The organism is Paenibacillus sp. JNU01 (genome assembly GCF_059130585.1).
The window spans coordinates 522481-545545 of the sequence record NZ_CP169723.1 but is presented as its reverse complement, the minus strand read 5'-3'; the positions used below and the strand labels follow the sequence as shown (position 1 = coordinate 545545).

The 23065-nt window shown below is 43.2% G+C and carries 18 protein-coding genes; 5 read left to right on the top strand and 13 right to left on the bottom strand.

Translation table 11 applies throughout. From position 1 onward, the window contains the following. The first annotated feature begins 8 nt into the window (after positions 1-8). Positions 9-536 carry a DinB family protein gene (locus NLBNIHML_RS02190; RefSeq protein ID WP_494353650.1) on the top strand — a complete coding sequence of 176 codons (528 nt, stop codon included), beginning with the start codon at positions 9-11 and terminating at the stop codon, positions 534-536. A 76-nt stretch (positions 537-612) separates the two neighbouring features. Here the strand turns inward: NLBNIHML_RS02190 and NLBNIHML_RS02185 are convergent, their stop codons facing one another. From NLBNIHML_RS02185 to NLBNIHML_RS02165, 5 genes are all read right to left on the bottom strand, one after another. Further along, a complete protein-coding gene (locus NLBNIHML_RS02185) occupies positions 613-1551 on the bottom strand; it encodes a family 43 glycosylhydrolase (RefSeq protein ID WP_494353649.1) in 939 nt (312 codons plus the stop codon). A 41-nt stretch (positions 1552-1592) separates the two neighbouring features. Then, positions 1593-3308: a discoidin domain-containing protein gene (locus NLBNIHML_RS02180; RefSeq protein WP_494353648.1), complete on the bottom strand. Its 1716-nt coding sequence runs from the start codon at positions 3306-3308 to the stop codon at positions 1593-1595. A gap of 70 nt (positions 3309-3378) precedes the next feature. Next, positions 3379-5064 carry a type 2 periplasmic-binding domain-containing protein gene (locus tag NLBNIHML_RS02175; protein ID WP_339255195.1) on the bottom strand — a complete coding sequence of 562 codons (1686 nt, stop codon included), beginning with the start codon at positions 5062-5064 and terminating at the stop codon, positions 3379-3381. Between the two features lie 24 nt (positions 5065-5088). Then, positions 5089-5958, bottom strand: coding sequence for a carbohydrate ABC transporter permease (locus NLBNIHML_RS02170; RefSeq protein ID WP_215077778.1), 870 nt, complete (start codon positions 5956-5958; stop codon positions 5089-5091). A gap of 18 nt (positions 5959-5976) precedes the next feature. Beyond that, entirely contained in the window at positions 5977-6771 is a 795-nt protein-coding gene (locus NLBNIHML_RS02165; RefSeq protein WP_339255194.1) for an ABC transporter permease, read from the bottom strand. Between the two features lie 488 nt (positions 6772-7259). Here NLBNIHML_RS02165 and NLBNIHML_RS02160 point away from each other — a divergent pair, with 488 nt between their 5' ends. Continuing rightward, positions 7260-8888: a sensor histidine kinase gene (locus NLBNIHML_RS02160; protein ID WP_339242798.1), complete on the top strand. Its 1629-nt coding sequence runs from the start codon at positions 7260-7262 to the stop codon at positions 8886-8888. A 1-nt stretch (position 8889) separates the two neighbouring features. Beyond that, on the top strand, positions 8890-10239 hold the full coding sequence (locus NLBNIHML_RS02155; protein ID WP_494353647.1) for a response regulator: 1350 nt from the start codon (positions 8890-8892) through the stop codon (positions 10237-10239). A 105-nt stretch (positions 10240-10344) separates the two neighbouring features. Here NLBNIHML_RS02155 and NLBNIHML_RS02150 read toward each other — a convergent pair whose 3' ends face one another. From NLBNIHML_RS02150 to NLBNIHML_RS02130, 5 genes are all read right to left on the bottom strand, one after another. Further along, a complete protein-coding gene (locus NLBNIHML_RS02150) occupies positions 10345-10794 on the bottom strand; it encodes a GNAT family N-acetyltransferase (protein WP_494353646.1) in 450 nt (149 codons plus the stop codon). 170 nt (positions 10795-10964) lie between these two features. Further along, complete coding sequence (locus NLBNIHML_RS02145) at positions 10965-11819, bottom strand: AraC family transcriptional regulator (RefSeq protein ID WP_339302399.1); 855 nt, start codon at positions 11817-11819, stop codon at positions 10965-10967. Positions 11820-12131: 312 nt separating this feature from the next. Further along, on the bottom strand, positions 12132-13013 hold the full coding sequence (locus tag NLBNIHML_RS02140) for a phosphotransferase family protein (RefSeq protein WP_494353645.1): 882 nt from the start codon (positions 13011-13013) through the stop codon (positions 12132-12134). 588 nt (positions 13014-13601) lie between these two features. Next, the gene (gene map, locus NLBNIHML_RS02135; RefSeq protein WP_339242788.1) at positions 13602-14342 is read right to left on the bottom strand and encodes a type I methionyl aminopeptidase; all 741 of its coding nucleotides are present in this window, start codon (positions 14340-14342) and stop codon (positions 13602-13604) included. 333 nt (positions 14343-14675) lie between these two features. Further along, positions 14676-16616, bottom strand: coding sequence for a glycoside hydrolase family 127 protein (locus tag NLBNIHML_RS02130; protein ID WP_494353644.1), 1941 nt, complete (start codon positions 16614-16616; stop codon positions 14676-14678). Between the two features lie 128 nt (positions 16617-16744). On the opposite strand from NLBNIHML_RS02130, the gene NLBNIHML_RS02125 reads away from it, so the two are divergent. Further along, entirely contained in the window at positions 16745-17596 is an 852-nt protein-coding gene (locus NLBNIHML_RS02125; RefSeq protein ID WP_494353643.1) for a helix-turn-helix domain-containing protein, read from the top strand. A gap of 150 nt (positions 17597-17746) precedes the next feature. Further along, positions 17747-18871, top strand: a complete 1125-nt coding sequence (locus NLBNIHML_RS02120; RefSeq protein ID WP_494353642.1) for a GerAB/ArcD/ProY family transporter — start codon at positions 17747-17749, stop codon at positions 18869-18871. Between the two features lie 83 nt (positions 18872-18954). Here the strand turns inward: NLBNIHML_RS02120 and NLBNIHML_RS02115 are convergent, their stop codons facing one another. The 3 genes from NLBNIHML_RS02115 to NLBNIHML_RS02105 all read right to left on the bottom strand — a co-directional run bounded on the left by NLBNIHML_RS02115 (position 18955) and on the right by NLBNIHML_RS02105 (position 23058). Then, complete coding sequence (locus NLBNIHML_RS02115) at positions 18955-20223, bottom strand: cytosine deaminase (RefSeq protein ID WP_494353641.1); 1269 nt, start codon at positions 20221-20223, stop codon at positions 18955-18957. Beyond that, positions 20192-21469 carry a cytosine permease gene (gene codB, locus NLBNIHML_RS02110; RefSeq protein WP_494353640.1) on the bottom strand — a complete coding sequence of 426 codons (1278 nt, stop codon included), beginning with the start codon at positions 21467-21469 and terminating at the stop codon, positions 20192-20194. Before codB ends, NLBNIHML_RS02115 begins: the two co-directional genes overlap by 32 nt. A gap of 554 nt (positions 21470-22023) precedes the next feature. Next, positions 22024-23058 (bottom strand): ketopantoate reductase family protein, encoded by a 1035-nt coding sequence (locus NLBNIHML_RS02105; RefSeq protein ID WP_494353639.1) that lies wholly within the window; start codon positions 23056-23058, stop codon positions 22024-22026. Between the last annotated feature and the right edge of the window lie 7 nt (positions 23059-23065).

Here is a 23065-nt window from a genome sequence, read left to right as displayed (position 1 = left end):
GCATTACCATGGTTGAACGACCTAACACAGATGAATATGGAGCTTTTTATGAAGGTTATATCCGGCTTGTGCCTGAAGGGAACATCATCGAACGCTTGGAACTGCAAGCCAATATCGTACCAACGTTGCTCTCTTCATTAACAGAGGAGCAAGCAAATTATCGTTACGACGAAGGCAAATGGAGCGTGAAGGAGGTCATCGGCCATCTTCTGGATAACGAACGCATTATGAGCAGCCGATTGCTTCGTATCGCCAGAGGTGACAAAACGAATCATCCCGGTTACGATCAGGACGTGCTTATGCAGAGCCATCCCTTCAATGCGTATACACTGGCCGATTTGAGCGAAGAATATGCCGTTACACGCCGCTCAACCATTCTGATGCTCCGTCGCCTCACGCCGGAAGCTTGGCTCTGTAGAGGACTCGTCAGTGAGAATCCTGCTTCAACTCGATCGATAGCATATGTTATGGCTGGACATGAGCTCCACCATTTATCCGTACTTCGCGATCGTTATTCGTTAGATTTGGAATTATAAAATTTGTGCAAAAAGACTTTGAACCTACATTTTTCGTAGAATCAAAGTCTTTTCTCACAGTCGTTTTATCGTTAAATTAGCGTTCAAAATGAATCAGATGTGCATCTTCTCGCAAAGATAACGTGGCATAATCCTTTAGAATGGGAATGTCCCCATTGAACTCAATGGGCAGTACCACATAGCTGGACTGAAAGTAGTCCGATCCGTTCCAGCGATCCGCAAAGTACAGGTACTCCTCTGATCGCTTCAGCACAAACGCTGGCTGCGTTCGATACGTCGTTTCATCCCCAAAGTCGCTGAGCATTCCCCATGGGCCATCCATCGTATCAGCTATCGCGAACTTCCCTTGATTGGGTTCCCAACCGGTGCAAAATGAACTCAGCATATAATACTTTCCATTCCGCTTGAATACGGCTGGCGCCTCCCGATACTCCCCCTGCCACAACGTTTCGACAAGACGTTCCACATTAAGATAATCCTCCTGTAGTCGATAGATATGAAGATCCGCATTGTCTCTTGCAGCTGAAATGAAATATGCCTTTCCGTCATCGTCCTGAAAGAGTGTGCAGTCACGCGACATATACCCATAGGGATTAAAGCTGCCATGATAAACAAAATGGCTATCCGGATAATCCGAGGTGGCGATGGCGCATGCGGCATCGTTATAATTATCACCATTCTCATAGTGAACCCAAAGTACGAACTTCTTAGTCACCGCGTTGAACAGCACTTTAGGGCGTTCGAGATTGACCTTTCCGCCTTTGTCACTCATTAATCTCAGATTTGTCCGAACTCGAATGGATGCCACTGGAGTAGATATCGTAATGATATGGCTTCGAAACTCCCAGTTGAATAGATCCTTGGAACGATAACAACTCACATATATATCGTCTCTTCGATCTTCGCCATACCAGTAATAATAATCGTCATGGAATAATATATGTCCACCATGGGCGTGGATCGGCTGACCGCTTGAATCATACCAGATGCCACCATTGGTTAATTGATTAATCACACCGTTACCTCTCTTCTCTTCTTTTCTTTTAAAAACATCGTTTAATTTGTACCCGATCCAAATACCTTCACTTCCCATAACCTTGGGGTATACCAGTTGTTAGGGTTATTATGGAGCGTCGCATTTAACATATTAATCCGTACATACCTAGCGGCAGTGTTCGATATAGAATCTGAGGTGAAGCCATAAGATGTATTGTTAGTTCGATCCAACGCCACGGTCCAGTTTACATTATCCGTGCTGGTTTCTATTTTATATTTGTAAAATCCTTCAGAGCCTTTTTGCATCCACCAGGAGATTTGTACATTACTCAATGCTTGAACGGAGCCAAGATCGACCTTCCACCAATGTGGCCAGGAACTGCCTGTGCCCACCCATTCGGTTTGATAGTTGCCGTCATTCGCATAACTTGCAGGGTTCGTTCCGGTAGCCGTTTGCGCTGTTGCCGGTTTACCTTGTGACAGTAGTTTTCCATTTTGGACTGGAACTAGCGTATCATCGCTTGTGTTGTACAGGACTTGATCAAAATAATCATAAAATGCATAACCATCGGAGAACCACACGGGAAGCAATCGTTCCTCTGTTGTTCCATTTTGTGTACCTGCCCAACCGAACATCCAGCGATACGCAACCATAACCACGTTGTCACCCGTGTTTGGCTTCACCTGCATAACGGAACCCGATTGCGCCGAGAAGGTTGATGTGTTGCCAATGGTCCGTAATTCAGACCAATCTCCGTCTATGCTTGCTGCGGAAGAATACAAAGGAATACTCGGATACCAACCTGCTGCTTGGGAAGAGAACAAATAATAAATGCCATCCTTTTTGATCATTTTAGGTAGTTCCCTGTGTTGATTTTCATATATAACAGATACCTGATGATCCACATCCAGCCAATCAGAGGTTAACTTATACAGAATCGTGTCCGAATTATTATTGGCGGTAGAGATCAGATAAGCTGAGTCATCGTCATCTTTGAAAATGGAGATATCTCTGGATTCGTTCCCTTCCGGCCGAAAGCTTTTGTGAAATATAAAGTCTTCTCCAGGCGTTGCTGAAGCCACAGATACTCTGGCAAGCGTGTAGTCTGTACTGTTTTCATAGTGAGCCCAAAAAACAAATTTATTCGTAGGCGCATGGTACAGGATGTTAATCCCTTCAAACTTGGAATTCGCCAGATCGGGGTGATCCGTGTAGGAAAGGACCACTTTGTCGTTACCGTATGTGATGTCATCTGTTGACGTCTGTTGAATCATTTCGCCAAAACCGCCTGATGACTTTTGTACAAAGTTAAACCTATAGTAGGTATCCCCCACTTTAAGTTCATTCGGAAGCATCAGAGTGGATTGCGTTGTGTTATCAAAAGTTGTGAGGTTATCTGGAAGACTGTAAGGGGTGTATTCTGGCGAGATCGCAGAGGTTAACAAGGAAGTCCCACCGTATGCCTTCACTTGGTATTTATACGTGTTACCCAAGTTGAGCTCGTAATCATCCGTCGTTATACCTGTTAAGGTCTGTATTAACGTATATGGCGCATTGTTCTCGGATCTGTACAACTCGTATGCAGTCGCCCCCGATACAGGTGCCCAATGGATTTTGGCATTGGATACGTCAGATTCATTTTTCAACACAAACAGTGTTGCAGCTATCTTGGTCTCTTCACCAGCCGCATGAACGGTTTGTGCTGAGGACGTTAAATGAACAGTTAACAACATCAATGCAATGACGACAGCCATCCACGATTTACCTTTGATCATGTCTCATCATCTCCTTTTTTAGGAAACCAACCTCCCTGTTGTTGGAAGGCTGGTTCAGGTGAAAATTGACTTATTTCAAATTCATCAGTGTCATAACATCCGTCTCGCTGGCTTGGTTGTACCATTCGTTAACTTCTTCGATAACCGTGTCTCCGCCTTTTTCGTGCCACTGTGTGACAAAGGTATCAAATGCCTCAAGCGGCTCATTGCCATATATAATTTTGGTGAAAGTTTCTTGTTCCATGGTGGTCAGCTGTTCCCATACATTTTGCATCGTTGGTGTTGGTGGACCATTAAACGCATTGGGCAGCAAAACATCCTTGTTTTCATATGAAATCCGGTATCCGTCCTGGGTCGTTTGGTCCTTTGAAGCGCTTTGAATGAGGACGCCCGTGTCGGCTTTAACACCATTCGCCAGATCATAGTACGATTGGCCGGGACCATCAACACTCGGTGTGTTTTTGGTGAATGCCATCTTCCCAACGCCTTGTATAGCCTCTAATGGCTTATTAAATTTCGTTGGATCAAAAGTCACTTCGTCGTTGACGATATCGTAATCGTATCCCTGAGCGTAGCCGTATTTGAAATCTCCCGTGCTGAACGCTGCGTCGTACATTTTATCGTAGTATAGGAAGAAGGCTTCCATGTTCTGAAAGTCCTTATTAAACATGAACACACCATCGTTCAATTGGGCGGACTGATAGGTCTTATCACCGTTCACGCCTTGAATGGTCGGATAAGCACTAATTTTTGCACCCTCTACGTTCTTCTCTACGTCCTTCACACTGTCGTAAAGCCAAGGACGACCAATGATGATGCCAGCTTTCCCCTCCGTAAAATCGGACAGTGCGTCCCAAGCCCCTTGGGTGGCCAATTCTTTGTTCAAGTACCCTTTTGCATACCAATCGCGTAACTTGGCAAGTGCCTCTTTGTTGCCAGCAGCGACAGATCCATAGGTGAGTTTGCCGTTGTCATTATGCCATTGCCTTGGAAGATGTTTACCCGTGTATGCGCTGAAAATCATGACCGGATCGCTGACCCAGCCTGTGTTGTAGGAATCTTTACCCGAGAATGTAAAGCCGTATGTGTCTTTCTTGCCGTTCCCATCCGGGTCCTCATTGCTGAACGCAGCGATGACTTGCTCAAACTCCTCAATCGTTGTTGGCGCTTTCAAATTCAATTGGTCCAACCAGTCCTGGCGGATCAACATGACTTCGCCTTCCGTCAGATTGGGCGCGATGGCCATCCCGTACACCTTGCCATCCCTAACCACTGGATTGAAAGTGGTCGGATATTGTTTGTATATTTCTTTAAGCCGGTCAGGCATGTAAGTGGAGATGTCTTCCGTAATCTCCTTGACCTGCCCCGACTCGATCAGATCATTGACCAGCATGGTATCATAGACGGGCAGAACGTCTGGCAGTTTTTCCGAACCCGTCAACGCCAGCCGCAGCTTGGTATTATACTGGGAGGCATCTCCGCCCAGCAGGGTGGTTTGGATCTTGATGCCCAGATTTTGTTCACCCCAACGGGTCAAGACATTGTCATTCAAGGTCTCCCCATTGATATACTTTCCCGCATTTTCATCCTGCTGTTTGGCGATGGTGATCGTCATTGGCGGATCATATTTTCCGTCTTTGAGTACCGATGCCGGTGCGGTCTCGGAAGCACTCTCCCCTTTGCTACAGCCAGCCACAAGCATGGCCGACAGTATGACCAGACTTACCGTTTTCCACAAATCATTTCTTTTCTTCATGAATTCATGTCCCCTTTACTCTAACTATTCTTTGACGGCTCCCAGTACGATTCCCTTCACGAAATAACGCTGCAAAAATGGATAAACCAAAATGATCGGTAGCGTGCTGACAAAAATTTGAGCTGCCTTGATACTTTGCTCCGACATGGCTGCCACCTCGGACTGGCTCATCGCCATGTTCTGCATGTTGCTCTGCACAACAACGGTTTGCAGGAACGAAGCCAACGGATACTTGCTGGCATCCGACATATACAAAATTCCGTCAAACCAGGAGTTCCAGTGCCCCACCATAATGAACAGGGATACGGTCGCTATGCCAGGCAGAGATAATGGTAAATATATTTTGCTGAGGATGACGAAGAAGGACGCTCCATCAATGAAAGCTGCTTCTTCCAAGGCTTTTGGAATCGTTTTGAAAAAATTGACGAGAAGAATCAGGTTATAAGCACCGAAAGCACCCGGCAGCACAAGAGCCCATATCGTGTCTTTTAATCCAAGGGCTGTGATCAATATGTAAGAAGGTATCAAGCCCCCCGAGAAGAGCATGGTGAAGATAAAAAACCACATGAGCACGTTGCGTCCCCGGAATTCTTTGGACAGGGCATATCCGGCACAGATTAGGATAAACATGCTGATGGTTGTACCCAACACGGTTCGAGTAATGGATGTCAGCATGGCACCGTTAAAATTGGAATTGTTGAACGTTTTGACATAGGCGTCCACGTTGAATCCGACCGGCCAAAATGACACCATATTCCCACTAATGGCCGCTTTGCTGCTGAGCGATTGTGCCAATAGATGAAGCAGTGGCAGAAAACACGCCAGACCAGCCAGTATCATAAACGCGTAATTAAAATATGAGAATACTCTATAGCCTGTCGTCTTATGGTACATGATCCCTCTCCCTCCTTGTTAGAATATTTTGTAATTGGCATATTTATAGGCCAGCCTGTAGGAGACAACGATCAAAATCAAGCTGATTCCCGATTTGAACAGTCCAACAGCGGTCCCGAACCCGTATTGCCCGTTTAACAAGGATGAACGGTAGACATAGGTGTCAATGATATCTCCTGTACTGTAGACAAGCGGGTTGTACAGATTGAATACTTGATCAAAGCCTGCGTCCAGAATATTGCCTAGACTCAGGGTAGAAATGACGATAATCATGGGCAACATGCTTGGCAAAGTGACGTACCGAATTTGCTGTCGGCGTGTGGCCCCGTCGATCTCAGCCGCTTCGTAATAGGAAGGATTGATCCCGGCAATGGTAGCCAGATAAACAATCATGCCGAAGCCAAAGCTCTTCCACACGTCGCTGATGACAACCGTGAATCGAAACAGATCAGGATCACCCAAGAAGTAAATGGGATCGGTTCCGAAAATCCGGGTCAAGATGTGATTGATGCCTCCGTCTAATCCGAGAATGTCGATCATTAATCCAGCCACAGTAACCCAAGACAAGAAATGCGGCAGATACACTAGTGTCTGCACACTTTTCTTAATGCCCATATTTCGGATCTCACTCAGCAAAATAGCCATGACGATTGGAACGATAATGCCGACGATAATTTTGGAAACGGCGATAATCAGCGTATTCACGATTGCTTGTGTGGCTTCTTTGTACTGGAAAATTCGTTCAAAATTATCTAACCCGATCCATCGTGAACCTGTGATGCCAAGCCATGGTTTGTAGTCCTGAAATGCCATGAGCAATCCTACCATCGGGCCATAGGAAAAGATGCAGACAAACACAAAAGCGGGAATACACAGTACGTACAAAGGCCAGCTTTTCTTAAGTTCCTTTTTCAATGAAGATGGCTGGGGAATCTTTGTTTTTGTTTTTTTCGGGGATCTGGCGGGCACAGTTTCGTTAATGTTGCATACCTCCTCTATGATGGCTCTTCAAAAGCGATCCTTGAAGATAAGCTTAACAAAAGCGCTTTCATTCCAAAATGCCAAAATTTCAAGATCATCACCCCAACCTGAAGCAATTTAAAACCGCTTTCATGTATTGCCTATGCTGCCCTTCCGCTTTTCGAAGGTTTGGCTTATATTAAGGATAATCCGATCTGGAGTTTGCACTACTACGTTTGGCGTTATGAAAGGAACCACATATGATCAGAAAAATGTATATGAAACGATTCATTTATTTTTTTGTTTTTTTTCTGTTGTTAACGTTGAGTTTGTTTTTCGTAATGAATCAATTGAGTTCCAAGACACTGGAAGAAAATCTGATCGGCGCTTCCAAAAACCAGCTTGATTATGTGAAAGGAATTCTTGATGGAGTGATGTACGAGGCAAATATGTACGGGGTTCAGTATGCAGCTGACAGTGATGTCCGGTTTTATCAGAGGCATGTGATCGAGCTGAGCAATTACGATTCGCAAATGAAGAAAAACGATATCGTTGATCGCTTGCGGCAAACGCTTCTATCCAGTCGCTCCATCGAGTCCATCGGCATCTATTGGAAGTCTGAAGAAACATTTCTGTCCACGAACAATACGCCAGAGGCACGAATTCCTTTCAAGGATGTTCATCAACGGGGTTGGCAAATCGTCGGCAATAGCTTGTATTACTTTGCCCTCTATCCTTACATCCAAAAATCCGGACAAAATGAACCGACTCAGTACGTTGTTGGGGTAAAGCTGAATACCGATTATTTGAAAAATCTGCTGAAAAAGGCTGTAAACAATGACAGCTCAAACGCTCTATTTCTGTTTAACACTGATCAGTTATGGAGTGAAAAAGAAGTCGATAACGAACTCTTGAAAGCGGTTACCGATATGGTTTCTCCACAGCCGGAGGTCACTTTAAAATATGATTATCACACCAATTCGGACGATTACTATGTTCTTTCCCGATATATTGAATCCATCGATGCCTATCTGATTACATATACACAGACGAATGATTTCCTGCAGCCGCTTGACCGCAATCGCAAGGTTTTTTTTGCCAGTATTTTAGCCGTTTTTACGCTTGGGCTGGTTGTGATCTTTACGTTTTACCGGAACTATTACCGTAATATTCGTTTGTTGGAGCGAAAGTTTTCACAGGTTGAACAAGGCAATCACAACACGCGTATTACCGAAAATACGGATAGAGAATTCTACAGCCTGTTTAAAAGTTTTAATCATATGGTTACCGAGATCCAGGATCTGTTCGTATCCTTGAAGACCGAAACGGAGCTCAGGCGAAGTGCGGAACTTCAACAACTCCAGGCTCAGATCAACCCTCATTTTTTGTACAATAGTTTGTTTTTCATCATGTCGGTGGCCCAGTTTTCACCTGATTCGGTCATGCGCATGAGCAAACATCTAGCTGAATATTATCGTTATTTAACCAAATTGGATCAGCATGAGGTCACGCTGGAAAGCGAGCTTCAGTTTGCAGAACATTTCCTGATTATTATGGCGCTTAGCAAAAAAATGGAGTACAGCATTGATCTTCCGCCGGAGCTGGCCTCCCTTTCTCTCACGCCGCTGATCATCCAGCCCGTAGTTGAAAATGCGATTCAACATGGGATTGAAGGACAACAAGGTGCCCATCGAGTAACTATTGATGTAAAACAGACGGAGGATGCGATAACGATCAAGGTCTCTGATGACGGGAAGGGTCTTTCACTGGACGATATCCGCAACCTGGAGACTCGGCTTGAGAGCGACTCCCCGCCTGAAGGAATCAAAGGTGTAGGGCTCTGGAATGTAAATCGACGTCTGAAAAATACGTACGGCGAACGTAGTGGGTTACATTTTACTACCAATGATTGGGGCGGCTTGTCCGTCCTGCTGCTCATCCGTATTCCCGAGATGAAAGGAGATAGCTGATATGCGTTTATTAATTGTGGATGACGGACATTACGTCGTGGAGTACATGAAGCATTTGCTCGATTGGAACACTTTCGGCATTGACCAGATCGAGACGATGACCAATTCGATTGAAGCAAGGGACATGCTGACTCAAAATCACATCGACATTCTGATTACTGACATCCGAATGCCCGAAGTCTCTGGTATCGATCTGCTTCAACATGTCCACCAACATGGCTTGTCAACCAAAGTTATCATCCTCTCCGGTTACTCCGAGTTCGAATATGCGCAACAGGGAATTCGTCTGGGTGCACTCGACTATCTGCTCAAACCTGTCGATAAAGATGACGTGGAGAAAGCCATGTCCAAAGCCATTAACAATATTGCAAAGACAAGGCCCGCCCAATCTATTGTATGGGAAAACTTCGATGGATTGGCGTTTCTGCTCTCGCTGCTGGGTCATAACGGGACATTAAGTAAGGAGTATGAGGCTTATACTACATTTCTAGGGGGACGCCATTTTTGCTGTCTCAAGCTGGAGGGTTTCACACAAGAACAGGAGAGTGTTATAAAATATGCTGTCGGAGACAAATTGGATCGTCTAGTATGGGCTACTGGAACCCGACTGACTGCTTTTATTCCGGAAGAAGCTGCTGGAGAACTGACTATCAAACTGGAGCAATCGGTCGTGTCTCCTCCATTTTTGTTAACTGATCGAAACATGACCCGACAGATATTCTACAGGTTCTTCCTTAATGAAGATGTACACTCAGAAGACTTCATAGCCATATTCAACCATTCTCCATCATGTGGTGATGGGGAGTCAGCCGGACACATTATTAAAAAATATGATCATATCCGTTCCCGAAAGCAAAAAGTAATCTTTCTCATGGAGATCATTCGATATGTGTATCTGACGGATAAGGATCGTGATACCTCCGAGACCGTGGATTGGATATTCAACCAGTTACAGTATCCTGATGAACTATCGTCAACTCTCATGGAACGGGTCAGTCGGATCACAAACAACAAACAGATGTCCATTCAAACCATCATCGATAAAGTACAAACGTATATCGAAGATCATCTGTCACATGGCCTTAGCTTGGATGAACTGGGGAAAGTTGCACATCTGCATCCGGTCTACTTTTCCAAACTGTTTAAACAGGAGACGGGCGAAAATGTGTCAAACTACATTTCCAGGAAGAGGCTGGAGAAAGCTTCTCAATTGCTTCAAGATTCGGAACTCCGGGTCCACGATATCGCGCAAATGGTCGGTTACAAAAAAAATCAATATTTTATCCAGTTGTTCAAAGTGGAATACGGAGTTACGCCTTATCAATACCGAAGAAATATAATCCATCAATGACTTCGTATGTATAGGTTGTTTTAATGATATATGTAATGCAGTACGGAAAAAGCCCAACATCCTACTCTTGTGATTACAGAGTGAGTTGGGCCTATTTAGTGCCGTTTAACCTTGAGTTAGTTCGATCATCTTATCGAAGCAATATGAATCTCTGTCATAGCCGTTATGTTCATAAAAAGCATGGGCTTCGATTCGCTTAACTCCGCTACATAATATAATACTTGCTATTCCCCGTTCTTTGGCATAATTTTCAGTCTGTCTTAGTAATTTTGTTCCGATTCCCCTGTGTTGAACATTTCTTTTAACCGCAAGACCTTGAATATGTAGATAACCAATTGGAACGCCAACAGATAAAGCTTGAACAATAGTTACAAATCCGACCACTTCATTTTCTATTAATGCGACAAATGTTTTATAATTCCCTTCCCTATTCATCTCTTCCATAGTCTCTCGAAAGTTTGCAATATTAACATTGCTCATTCCAAGCACATCGTTCCATAAAAAAACAACCTCAGCATAATCATCTGATATTATTTCTCGTATTTTAATATCCATATCTAACCCCCTCAAGATAATATAATCAAACAATCTTCCCTTTCCCTCTAATGGCGCTGTCTGTAACGGCAAGTTATAGGGCCATCCTTTGTGGGGATGACCCATACTATACGCTGAATTTATTCCGTTGTCTTCTTCGTTAATGCCTGCATTTCGCAAACATCAGTGCGTTATTTTTTCTTCACCGGTATCCAGATTTCTCCTGAAACATTTCCATGCCGTGCCATTCCATAATACATTTCGAAAGTAGGGCCCTCAACCTGTTCGTATTCAGATGTCGGAAACCACTCAGAATAGATTCGTACCCATAGTTTTTGCATATCACTTTGCGGCTCGGGGAAAACCGCCCACGTTAATGCTGGGACAGCAAGTTTTGTGAATCTCTCTGGAATCTCAAGTCCTTTAGGTGCATGATAACAGATCATGTATTTGAAAGATTCTTTCGTGTGATCATAGAGGGCGGCATGCAACATGGTATCACCAAAACGTCCCAGTAAGTCATTCATATGATCAACGCTGCCATCATCATCACATTTTATACGGAATTGAGGTACTTCAGCAAATGCTGTTTTCTGATCTGCATTGATAATCCCATATACTCCAAACATCTCAAACGAATCTCTTTGCTCAATACGGTAATTCATTTCGACATCCCCTTTGATTGAAATGTGAAAGGACATTCGAGGATAGGCTTTTAGAGAGTTGCCTGTATTGCGTGCAGATGTAGGCATAATACCATGAAGATTCTTAAAGGCTCGTGCAAACGCCTCCGGCGAATCATATCCATATTTCATAGCTACATCAATAACCTTTGATTCTGTTGTCTGCAGTTCGAATGCTGCCAATGTCAACCGTCGACGTCGAATATACTCCGATAATGATACGCCAGTAATAAATGGAAACATTCTCTGGAAATGATAGGTAGAGCAACAGGCTCTCTGTGCTATTTCATCAATTGAAATAATGTCCGCTAGATTTGATTCGATATATTCCATGGCACCATTCATCCTGTCCAACCAATCCATCGTAGTAGTCCCTCCCTTCAAGGTAAGCTTATGGGAAATACATAATGAATACCTTGCAATTTCTGCACGAAAAAGTCACTCCGACAAAAGAGCAAATTTTCTAGGGATAAATCTTCAATTTATTTATTTGCCTCAATTGTAAATTTCCATTGGATATTTTCGTTTTCCCAGTCACGATGCTCATCAAATTTTTTTATTTTGAAGCCAGGTGTAATTACGGAATTTATTATATCAATTAGGGTGTTTTGAAACCGCATACAATCATATGGAGTACATATGAGATTAAGCCCTATCATATATAATCAATTCTACTCAATAACCCACTGAATTCCTTAAAATAAGAATATTCTCCTGAAGGAATCTACGATTTTTTTCAATGCCTCTATTTTTACACCAAACAACTGCGCTGAAAGCATCGTACAGATCGTAAAATGGCAGCACTCTTTCCAGATCCAACATAGGTCGAATTGATTCATAGCCTTTAATATACGGGATCTTAGTTCTCGGATTGACTTTCCAAATATATCGATTCACTTTTGTGAAATCTATTTCCGAGGAACCGCTACGAGCGCTCTCGAAATCAATAATACCAGCAACCTCGTTACCATTCACTAATATATTACCTGGTCTAAAATCCATGTGAACAATGCATGGTCCGTCAGGATGCGGTAAAGCAGAGAAAACACCATCAAAGTGATGAATACATCTCTCATACAATTCAGAGTCGAGAATTTCTTTACAGGGCTCTTTCCACTTTTCAAAGTTACTTTTGATATATAATCTCCAATTATTTTGGTCAAGTAACTTAAAACCATCAGTTCCATGGTAACCATACCCAGAAGTTTTAACCTCATGGAGCATAGCATGATACATGCCAATCTGATAAGAAAGACGCTCATCCATCTCTCCTGTAAAAGGCATACCTTGAAGTGCTGAAAGGAGCAACGCTCCAACAGCACTTTCATCCCCGTACCAAATGTCCAATACCTTAGGAACAGGTATTACACCCTTCAATCGTTCGAGGATCTGAAATTCACGGTATAGTTTATCCTTATTAAATGGGATTTTCACAAATACATTTTCTCCACTGACAAGAGTAAGTTTGTATACATCAGAACTATATGACTCTGGAACATCTTCAATATGTAAGACCTTCAACTTTAGCTTTTCTATAACTTTCAGAATGGTATTCATATGTCGCCTCCTGTTTTGGAGAATACATGGCTTAAAAGGCTGATTATTTTTACTCAGACTTACTGTTCTTTTCGTTTGAAAAACATCTTGCCAACCATAAGTCCCATAGCAGATGAAATGATCAGATATCCAAAGAACAAGAAAAGTAAATAAACACCATGAAGGTCTGCAGGAATCTGTTTTACACCTTCAAACCAAACCAAACGAAAAGGATAAAAAATGACTACCCAAATGATTAGCAAGAAGAGAAGAAAATTAATTATTTTTAGCACAATTACGATCCTTTCAAGTCTGAGTGGAAAAAGTTGAATGTACATGCTTCATTTTCATTTCGCATTACCTCACCACTGCCCGCACTATAATAGTAAACATATGTATTGGAATTGCTATGTTAATCTATAAAACTACAAAATTATAACAGGAAACATTAGGGGGATTTCTTATTTTTCATCAGATCCTAAATATACGTTAAATCCTTCCATAAATTCAACATAAATTAATAAGTTAACGTAGATATTACGATCTGCTATAACGTACACAAGAAAACAAAAAAGTCGCTAAATTTAGCGACTTCAAGTTTGCACAAATTTATTGAGTAACAATAATTGGACCATTTTTAGTAAGAATAATCGTATGTTCGATCTGAGCTACATGGCTGTTTTTAGTAGCAAAGGTCCAGCCGTCTCCGGTCTGGAATACTTCTTCTTCTGAAGTTGAGACAAATGGCTCGAATGCAATAACCATGCCTTCTTTTAACAATTCATCATCCGATGGATCATTATAATTATAGATGTGGTCAGGGGCTTCGTGTATCGCACGTCCAACACCATGCCCCGTAAGGTTTTTAATAACCGTTAGTCCATGCTGTCTGGCCGTTTGGAATACCGCTTTTCCGATTCCACTTTTTTTGGAGCCCGGTTTTGCTTTCTTAAGTCCTGCTTCGAATGCCAGTTTAACAACGTCGCATATTTTCGTTAATACTTCTTCACCTTCGCCTACGACAAACGAAATTCCAGTATCTGCGAAATAGCTGTTCTTGGAGCCGGACACATCAATATTCACGATGTCCCCTTCTTGAATAACCCGCTCTCCCGGAATACCATGTGCCACTTCTTCATTAACACTGATACAAGTAAATCCCGGGAAATTATATTCACTTTTTGGAGCAGACACTGCACCAGCTTTCTCAAAAAGTGCTCCGGCTAGATCATCAAGCTCTTTAGTTGTTATGCCTGGAACTGTTTTTTGTACTAATTCATCTCGAATAGCACCAACAATTTTTCCGATTTCTTTCAAACCATTAAAGTCTTCTTCTGTTCTTGCGATCATTTTTTCTACCTCACTATCTTAATCATCAATTAATTAATCATATCCAAAGCAGCATAGCTTCGCAACTTTTTTATCAATATTGGGCTGTAGTTGCTCACTTATCGGTTTTCCTGAACTTGTTGATTATGTCTGTCAGAACTTGAATATCTCCACGGTTAGCAGCATCCAAATGTCATGAGTCATGATTGTCACATAAATTCAGTTTTATCAGAATGACTAGTCGGTGGAGTTCATCAAAACAGAAAAAAAACGAAGGTCAATGCCTTCGTTTTTTCTATTATGCTTATTTGGAAAGTGACTGCGAAAAAAGCCTCCAGTGATCCTACGTCCTCTTTAAAAACGTAGCCATACGCTCATCTCACCAGCCTGGCGATTCCCCCACAAATAATAGGGAATGGCCTTAAAACGTAAAGCCTTTCTCTGATTAATATAAGAACGGTACGGTATCCCGTCTAACCATAAATCGCTGTCGTCATTCACACGACCGACCCCCTCTACAACGACACAACCACCTAGTAGATCTGGATCAGCATACTCCGTTAATTGTGGCTCCGCAGCCAACGCGATTGTAGTGAGCGGGGCTCCATTGTCTGCTTCTTCGATGCAATACACGAGCGGGCCGCGTTGAATGGCTACTTTGCCAGCATCTGCCCGAATGGATGGGTGTGCAGCAATTAAATTTGGCTTAACCGGAAGCAACCACTCTACTATATTTCCATCTGACCAACTTCTCTTTATTTTTGCGTACCCATTCTTAATATGAAAATCTTGTCTTTCTCCATTCACCTTCAACACGGGCTGTTCCTCCTGGAACCAATCCGGTATACGTAGCGCAAGTTCAAATTCGACAGATTCGCTATCCTTGGGAAGCTGAACCGAGAATTCAACATGACCGTTCCAAGGCAGATTAGAACGTTGATGCAATGTGATTGTACTGTCGGCAAGTTGAAAGGAAACTTTGCTTCCAATATACAGATGAGTATAGATCGATCTCTCTTCTTCTGATATATCGTATATATAATCGTCCAATGAACTTAGTAAGCGTGAGACATTTGGAGGACAGCAGGAGCAACCGAACCATTTTTGTCGGACGGGCTTGACGTGATGTTTATCTGGATTTTTCAGACTTGCTTCTGGCCATACCTCAAGTGGATTGACATAGAAGAAATGCTTCCCATCCCTAGACATGCTACCGAGAACATTGTTGTACAGCGCTCGCTCCATAACATCTGCATATTCACTCTTCGCTTCCAATTGAAGCATGCGGCGCGCCCAGAAAATCAAACCAATGGAAGCACAGGTCTCTGCGTATACGGAATCATTCGGAAGATCGTAATCAAACGTAAAAGCTTCCCCGAGATGTGTCGAACCAATGCCGCCGGTAATGTACATTTGTTTGCCTGTTGTGTTCGACCAGAGTCGTTCACAGGCCTCCTTCAGTCCGTCGTCACCTGTTAATCTCGCAAGATCAGCCATCGCTGTGTACATGTAAACTGCCCGAACAGAGTGCCCAACCGCTACTTTTTGCTCACGAACAGGAAGGTGAGATTGATACATTTCCAGATTAGGCGTTCCATGGGACCAGATGTTTGTCCGGTTACCACCTTCCCACTCCTTGATAAAATAATTAGGCTGTTTACCACGTTCATCTATGAAGAACCGACTAAGATTCAGATATCGCTCTTCACCTGTAATGGTATGAAGCTTGACCAACGCTAACTCAATTTCCTGATGCCCACAGTAAGCTCTTATCTGTCCGGGCTTGGGTCCGAACATACGATCAATCAGATCAGCGAATCGGCAAGAGATGTCGAGTAATCTACGCTTGCCTGTCGCCTGATAATACGCAACTGCGGCTTCAATTAGATGACCTGCACAATACAGTTCATGCGCTTCATAAAGATTGGTCCATTGTCTCCCAGGTTCCTGGATTGTGAAATAGGTATTCAGATAACCATTGTCATGTTGAGCTTGAGCGATCAATTCAATAGAATCATCGGCGATCTGCTCCAACCTCGGATCGGGATGGTGACGGAGCGAATAAGCAACGGCCTCCAACCATTTGTAGAGATCACTATCCTGAAATACCCAACCACCAAAATCGCCTTGCTCCAAGCCAGCAGCAATACGGAAATTTCGAATGGCATGACTAGGTTCAGCGTCCTCCACCCTGTCGTTCAGAGCTTCCCATTGATAGGGAATGACTGTTTCTCGTACAAGATCAGAATATGTATTCCAAAATTGGTCTTGAATTTCAATTTGCTTTTGTCCCATTACACACACCTCGAATTTATAAAATTTGACTCTTTACAACGTCGAGTATATGCTTTTTCGTAAAGCCATAATAGTAATGGAATGAGCTTTTTTCTATACAAAATGACACTGAAAATGAGGTTGATTCATTGGACAAAGAATTCATTGTTGCGTTACAAACCCCACCCCTTCCATATTACTGGGAATCTGGTCGTTCAACGTTTCGTGTAGGAGACCGTCATCCGAATCGAAGAAATTTCGGCCTGTTTGATGTGCTACTCGTGGTCGATGGAGAACTACATATCGGTGAGAACGGGTCGGAATGGACACTTGCTACAGGTGATGCACTAGTATTACTGCCGGAAGGTGAGCATTACTCGTTCAGGCCCTGCGAACAGGAAGCAACGTTTTACTGGGTTCATTTTGAGCATGTGGACTGGCATCAAGGTCCCTTAATAGAAGAGTCGGAAGCAGCAATTCCGCTATCGCCATTTGATAAGCCTAAGTCCATACGAATACCTAAGAAAACCACATTGCTAAACCCCCAGCTCGCATTTGATATGATGCACCAGCTTGTACTATTGCCCGTGGGAGAATCCTTCTGGGAGAAGCAACAGCTGCTATTCCGTTTTTTGGCTATACTCGAAAATGACACCTCAGATATGGCCAAGACACCTGCTTCACGCCTTGCTGAGAGCGTAGCCTTATTTCTGCAACAGAACTACCAAGAGGAGATCACCAATGAAACTCTCTCGTCAGCATTGCACTTCCACCCTAGCTACATCGTTCGTTGCATGAAAATGAAGTACGGTGTGACACCTGTTCAATATTTACATCAATTCAGGATAGAGCGGGCCAAACAGCTTCTGGTTTCGACGGAATGGTCGATAGATCGTATTGCGACTGAAATAGGATTTCAATATTCTCCCTACTTTTCTACCTGTTTCAAGCGAAATGTTGGAATATCTCCCCTTCTGTTTCGCAAGAAATATCTGAACTAGTGAGACAAATTCATGAACTTATTAGGATACTGTGTGTAATTACGAACAGACCGAAAACAACCTGCACTTTTTTTCTATTTATTTTAAATAACATAAAATAACTTCATTGGGTAACACTACAAACAAATTTCCCAGTTTGGAGTGAAGCCTGTGAGGACATCCGCAACAACAATCAGTACCTCTGAAGTAATAATTGTAGTTATTAACTCCATCCTTGGTGCAGGAATACTAACGCTTCCTCGTACGATTGGCAAGGCGGTAAAAACACCAGATGTATGGATCTCCGTCATTCTGGCTGGTTTGATCGTAATGACAATCAGCCTTCTTCTTGTAACGTTATGTCGCAGATTCCCCGGTAAAACGGTGTTCGAGTTTATTCCTGAAATCACGGGAAAATGGATTTCTTATCTGTTAGGAATTCTAATTATCGTATATTTTATTGTTCTATGTTCATTCGAAGTCAGAGTCATGGCTGAAATTACAAGTATGTACATCCTTGAGCGTACCCCTAGCTGGGTCACCATTATGGTTAGTTTGTGGATTGGTATTTACATGCTAACGGGTGGTCTTATGGTCATCATTCGTGTCTTTTCAATCGTTCTGCCCGTTACGCTGGCATTGCTCGCACTGGTATTCCTTTTGAGTACGAAAATGTTTGATATCAATAATCTCAGACCCATGCTAGGTGAGGGGATTATGCCTGTATTGAAGGGACTTAAGCCTTCTTGTCTCTCCTATTCCGGATATGAAGTTTTGCTCATCGTCACAGCTTATATGACAGACGTGAAGGCAAGTAATAAGACGGCTATTTTCAGTATACTTATATGTACGATTATATATATGGTAACAATTGTTACAGTCGTGGGGAATTTATCTCTGTCGGGTGTTGAGACACGGATGTGGCCAACGTTTGATATGGTTCGGAGTTTTGAAATTGAAGGATTTTTATTTGAGCGCTATGAATCGCTTTTCATCGTATTTTGGCTAATGCAAATTTTTGCAACCTATGCCTTCAAGCACTATTTTGCATCCATTGGTATTCGAGATTTGTTTCGTCTCAAAAATATTACCGGAATACAATTTGCGATGTTACCCGTGCTCTATTTGATTGCTTATTTACCCAAAAACCTGGAGGAAACGCTAGCTTTGGGCGATTTTCTTGGTAATATGTCCATTTTTTTATTTGGTTTGTTACCACTGCTGCTGCTGATTCTTAGCTTTGTTCGTAAGAAAGGCGGGAAGCAAGCTGCTAGTGGAAACCTTAAGGTAAGTTAAATGTTGGGTTGTATAATGCACGGTGTGATCCGTACAAAAAAGAAAAAAAGCCGCTAAAATAGCGACTTTCAAGGAAAGTGTGATTATTTATTGAAAGTAACTTTCTCTGAACTGCCTTCAAAAATGATTGAAGTGTCCCTCGGTTTCGACTCCGCAATTTTACGACCGCCTTTGAAGGAATACAGTACACCGGCTTGTTTGCGAACAGCCTCATACTCGTTCTCTGCTTCAAGTACGATAAAGTTAGCGGGTTTGCCTTCTTCAATACCGTATACATCTTCAATGTGTAACGTTCTTGCGCTGTTTTTGGTAATGAGATCAAGCGAATTCACGATCTGGTCGTAACCAAGCAACTGCGACGCATGAATCCCCATGTGCAGCACTTGCAACATGTTGCCCGTACCCAGCGGATACCACGGATCGAAAATGTCATCGTGACCAAAACATACATTCAGACCTGCTTCCTGCAACTCTTTAACACGTGTCAGACCTCTTCTCTTCGGATACGTGTCGAAACGTCCCTGCAGGTGAATGTTGACTAGCGGATTAGAGACAAAGTTCAAATCAGCCATCTTAAGCAGACGGAACAATTTGTACGTATAAGCGTCATTATACGACCCCATTGCTGTTGTGTGACTTGCCGTTGTGCGTGAGCCGAGTCCACGTTCGTAAGCTTCCTTGGCAACGACTTCTACGAAACGAGATTGCTCGTCATCGATCTCATCGCAATGGATATCAATGAGCCGATCATATTTTTCAGCCAGATCAAACGCAACTTTCATGGAATCAACGCCGTATTCCCGCGTGAATTCGAAGTGTGGAATACCACCGACCACGTCAACGCCCATTTTCAGTGACTCCTCCAGCAATTCCGCACCGTTTGGATAAGAGTGAATGCCTTCCTGTGGGAAAGCAACAAGCTGAATGTCCATATATGGAGCCATTTCTTCTTTGACTTCAAGCATCGCTTTAACTGCGATCAAGCTTGGATCTGTAACGTCCACATGAGTCCTTACATGCTGGATGCCCTGTGCCAATTGCCACTTTAGCGCCGTTTTGGAACGTGTTTTGACATCCTCAAGCGTCAGGGATACCTTGCGCTCTGACCAGCGCTGGATGCCTTCGAACAGCGTTCCGCTTAGATTCCACTCCGGCTCGCCTGCTGTTAGCGTTGTATCGAGATGAATATGAGGTTCGATAAATGGTGGCAGTACAAGTGATCCGTTGACATCAAGGATCTCTTCATTGTCGGTCACTTCCAGTGATTGTGTGATTTGTTCGAACTTCCCGTTTTTCACAACAATACTCCATAATCCTTCTTTACCCCGCAATTTTGCGTTCTGTATAATCATTTATTTTCCCCATTTCTTTGGATTCTTTGGCAGGAACAATCAACATCAAGATGATATAAGCTACTGCTGTACCAAGCAGTGCATTCAATGGTGTTACGCCAGGAGCCAGTTGAGCGAATGCCACGCCGATGGCCCAAGCGACGAGCGCTACCCAGTTTACATTTTTGAAAGACATATCCGCAAAAGGCTTATAGTTTCTACGTTTCACAATGAAGTAATCTGCAATAATAATAGCTCCGATGGATGGTATCGCCGCGCCAAGTACGTTCAGGAAACTGACGAAGTTGTTGTACATCCACATGGCGAATACGGTACCGACGATGCCATTAACAACGACGAAGAATTTCTTTGAAATTTTGGTGATGTTGGCAAAACCAAGACCTGAAGCGTACAGTGCATTATCGTTGGTCGTCCAGATATTCAAGCCCAGAACGATGATCGCCGGGATGATCAATCCTTGCAGGAACATGACCTCCGAGATATCAGCCAGGTTATACGCCATTGCGCCAACTGCTCCGAACAGAAACATAAGCGAGTTGCCCAGGAAAAAAGCAATAACGGTTGCGGTAACTGCCTGTTTGGATGTCCGGGAGAACCGGGCAAAATCGGGTGTCAGTGTTCCGCCACTGATGAATGATCCGATACAGATCGTTAATGCGGCCGCAGCAGTAAGTGACTGTGTTGGCGTGTATTCAAGCAACCCTTGCAGACCTCCCAGCGAACCTGCACCTTCGAACATGGAGTAACCACCGAGAATGGCAATCGCAGGAACCGCGATATATCCGAGAATGACGAGAGACTTCATACCGAAGATGGCCGATGCCGTCATGGCAAGTCCAAATATGATGATCAACAGATACACGTTCCAGTCCATCGCTTTCGCGACTGGAATGGCGAACATGGCTACGCCGACTCCGAACCATCCGACCTGTGTGAAGCCTAGCAGGAACGAAGGCAGATACGACCCTTTTGCACCGAATGCATACTTAGCGAGCAAATGTGTGGACAAGCCTGTTTTGGCAGCGATATGGGCCAGTGCCCCTGTATAGATACCAAGCACCAGATTGCCTGCAAGCACGATGCCAATGAACTCCATGAACGTCAAGCTGACGCCCAATGTGCCTCCTGCCAGCATGCTTGCTGAGAAAAATGTAAAACCGAGCATGACGGATAACGTCTTCCAAAAGTTGTTTCTTTGTCCTTTCGGCACCGCTTGCCATGAAAACTCTTGATCTTGTTTGCTCATCAGAATACCCCCAACATAAAGTGTATCTGATACCAAAAAAAGCAGAAAAAAGAGGCTACTTCATCAGGTTTTACACTGACAAGTAGCCTCTTTTTGTATCATAACCCGCGCGAAGACACAGAGCATCCCATGACGGGATATGCCCTGATTCTCGCGTGATTATGAAATCCGCTGCCCTTGCCAGCCTCTCTGGACTGAATTAAAGGTACCAGTATTCAATTACATTCTATTATTTTGGAAAAACCTGCAGTTGTCAATGTCATTATTATCCAACGGTTATTAATCCCTTATACAGCATGCTGTTTTTTGTCGTAATCACCTCTCGGCATTAGCTCAACCTAATTTGTATAACAACTGATTATTCATATCATACCTCGGATCCATATCGATTACGCTCCACATCAGAGTTTGGTTGGAGAATCCTGAAATTCCGACTAGATTTATTAATACAACAGCCAATACAACAAACAGGATGTCTCACAAGTCATAAATATGACGGAGGACATCCCTGCTTAATGTGATTTTGTGCTAATGAACCTGTAAATAAATAAATTTTATTTATGTGTGCTTAATAATTCTTCAAAAGCTTTTATATTCGTGTCAAAATCAGGAACGGTTTGTGTTTCTTCAGCAGATTTGACCAGCTTTACAACCAAATCATTATAAGGTGTCGCAATTCCGGTGCCTTCTGCTTTACTTGAAACTACCCCGTTAATATAATCAATTTCCGTTTTGCGGTTCTTCTCCAGATCTTGAAGCATGCTTGCTTTGAGCAGTCTGGATGGCTCCATCACGTAACGTAATGTTTTCACTCGTTCAGGGATATCATCTTCGCTGTTCAGTTCGAGTGAAGCGATGTCGAATCCATTCATTTTAACCAATGTGACCCCATTAGCACGAGCAACTTTAATCGTCTCGTCTGCAATATGAGCTGCACTCACAATGCCGGCTTCATGATCAATAATGTCCCCATATTCCCCATTCAATGCAGCTGACAACCCACTGAATGCATTGTTGATCAGCAATTTGGACCATTTGGTTCCAACCAGGTTATCGGAAATATGTGTTCCGCCCACAAGGTCCAACACCGATTTCACTTGTTGAATTCGTTCAGTGATGTCACCATACAATTCACCAATTTGAAAAGCATACTGCTTAAATTGCGTGTACTCCGTTGTGAGACTGGATACACCTGGTTCAATAAACGTAGCGCCAAACTCAACAGAGCCTGCGATGACGCGTTTTTCACCAACAATAGAAGCGACTTTTTCTTCCGGAATCCCGTTCTGCAACGAACACACCATGCTGTCTTCTTTCAAGAATGGAAGTAATTCCTGAAGAATGGAATCGTTATAGAGTTGTTTGGTCAAAAGTAAAATGAGGTCATATTGTCCCGATTTCTGATCAGGCGTAATAGCTTTTACTTTTGCCTGAAACTCCGTAGTACCCGTCACTTTAGCACCCGTCTGATTTAAAGCTTCAACATGCTCCTGGTATGCATCAATTAACTCAACGTCCATTCCGCCATCCGCCAGGTATGCACCTACGATGGTTCCCAATGATCCTGCTCCTACAATTGCAATTCTCATTTTATTT

Coding starts and splice junctions, on each gene's coding strand:
- NLBNIHML_RS02190 (WP_494353650.1), top strand. CDS start 9: ATGGTTGAACGACCTAACACAGATGAATATGGAGCTTTTTATGAAGGT.
- NLBNIHML_RS02140 (WP_494353645.1), bottom strand. CDS start 13,013: ATGAATACCATTCTGAAAGTTATAGAAAAGCTAAAGTTGAAGGTCTTA.
- NLBNIHML_RS02165 (WP_339255194.1), bottom strand. CDS start 6,771: ATGGCATTTCAGGACTACAAACCATGGCTTGGCATCACAGGTTCACGA.
- NLBNIHML_RS02170 (WP_215077778.1), bottom strand. CDS start 5,958: ATGTACCATAAGACGACAGGCTATAGAGTATTCTCATATTTTAATTAC.
- map (WP_339242788.1), bottom strand. CDS start 14,342: ATGATCGCAAGAACAGAAGAAGACTTTAATGGTTTGAAAGAAATCGGA.
- NLBNIHML_RS02145 (WP_339302399.1), bottom strand. CDS start 11,819: ATGGATTGGTTGGACAGGATGAATGGTGCCATGGAATATATCGAATCA.
- NLBNIHML_RS02105 (WP_494353639.1), bottom strand. CDS start 23,058: ATGAGAATTGCAATTGTAGGAGCAGGATCATTGGGAACCATCGTAGGT.
- NLBNIHML_RS02180 (WP_494353648.1), bottom strand. CDS start 3,308: ATGATCAAAGGTAAATCGTGGATGGCTGTCGTCATTGCATTGATGTTG.
- codB (WP_494353640.1), bottom strand. CDS start 21,469: ATGAGCAAACAAGATCAAGAGTTTTCATGGCAAGCGGTGCCGAAAGGA.
- NLBNIHML_RS02175 (WP_339255195.1), bottom strand. CDS start 5,064: ATGAAGAAAAGAAATGATTTGTGGAAAACGGTAAGTCTGGTCATACTG.
- NLBNIHML_RS02160 (WP_339242798.1), top strand. CDS start 7,260: ATGAATCAATTGAGTTCCAAGACACTGGAAGAAAATCTGATCGGCGCT.
- NLBNIHML_RS02130 (WP_494353644.1), bottom strand. CDS start 16,616: ATGGGACAAAAGCAAATTGAAATTCAAGACCAATTTTGGAATACATAT.
- NLBNIHML_RS02155 (WP_494353647.1), top strand. CDS start 8,890: ATGCGTTTATTAATTGTGGATGACGGACATTACGTCGTGGAGTACATG.
- NLBNIHML_RS02150 (WP_494353646.1), bottom strand. CDS start 10,794: ATGGATATTAAAATACGAGAAATAATATCAGATGATTATGCTGAGGTT.
- NLBNIHML_RS02115 (WP_494353641.1), bottom strand. CDS start 20,223: ATGATTATACAGAACGCAAAATTGCGGGGTAAAGAAGGATTATGGAGT.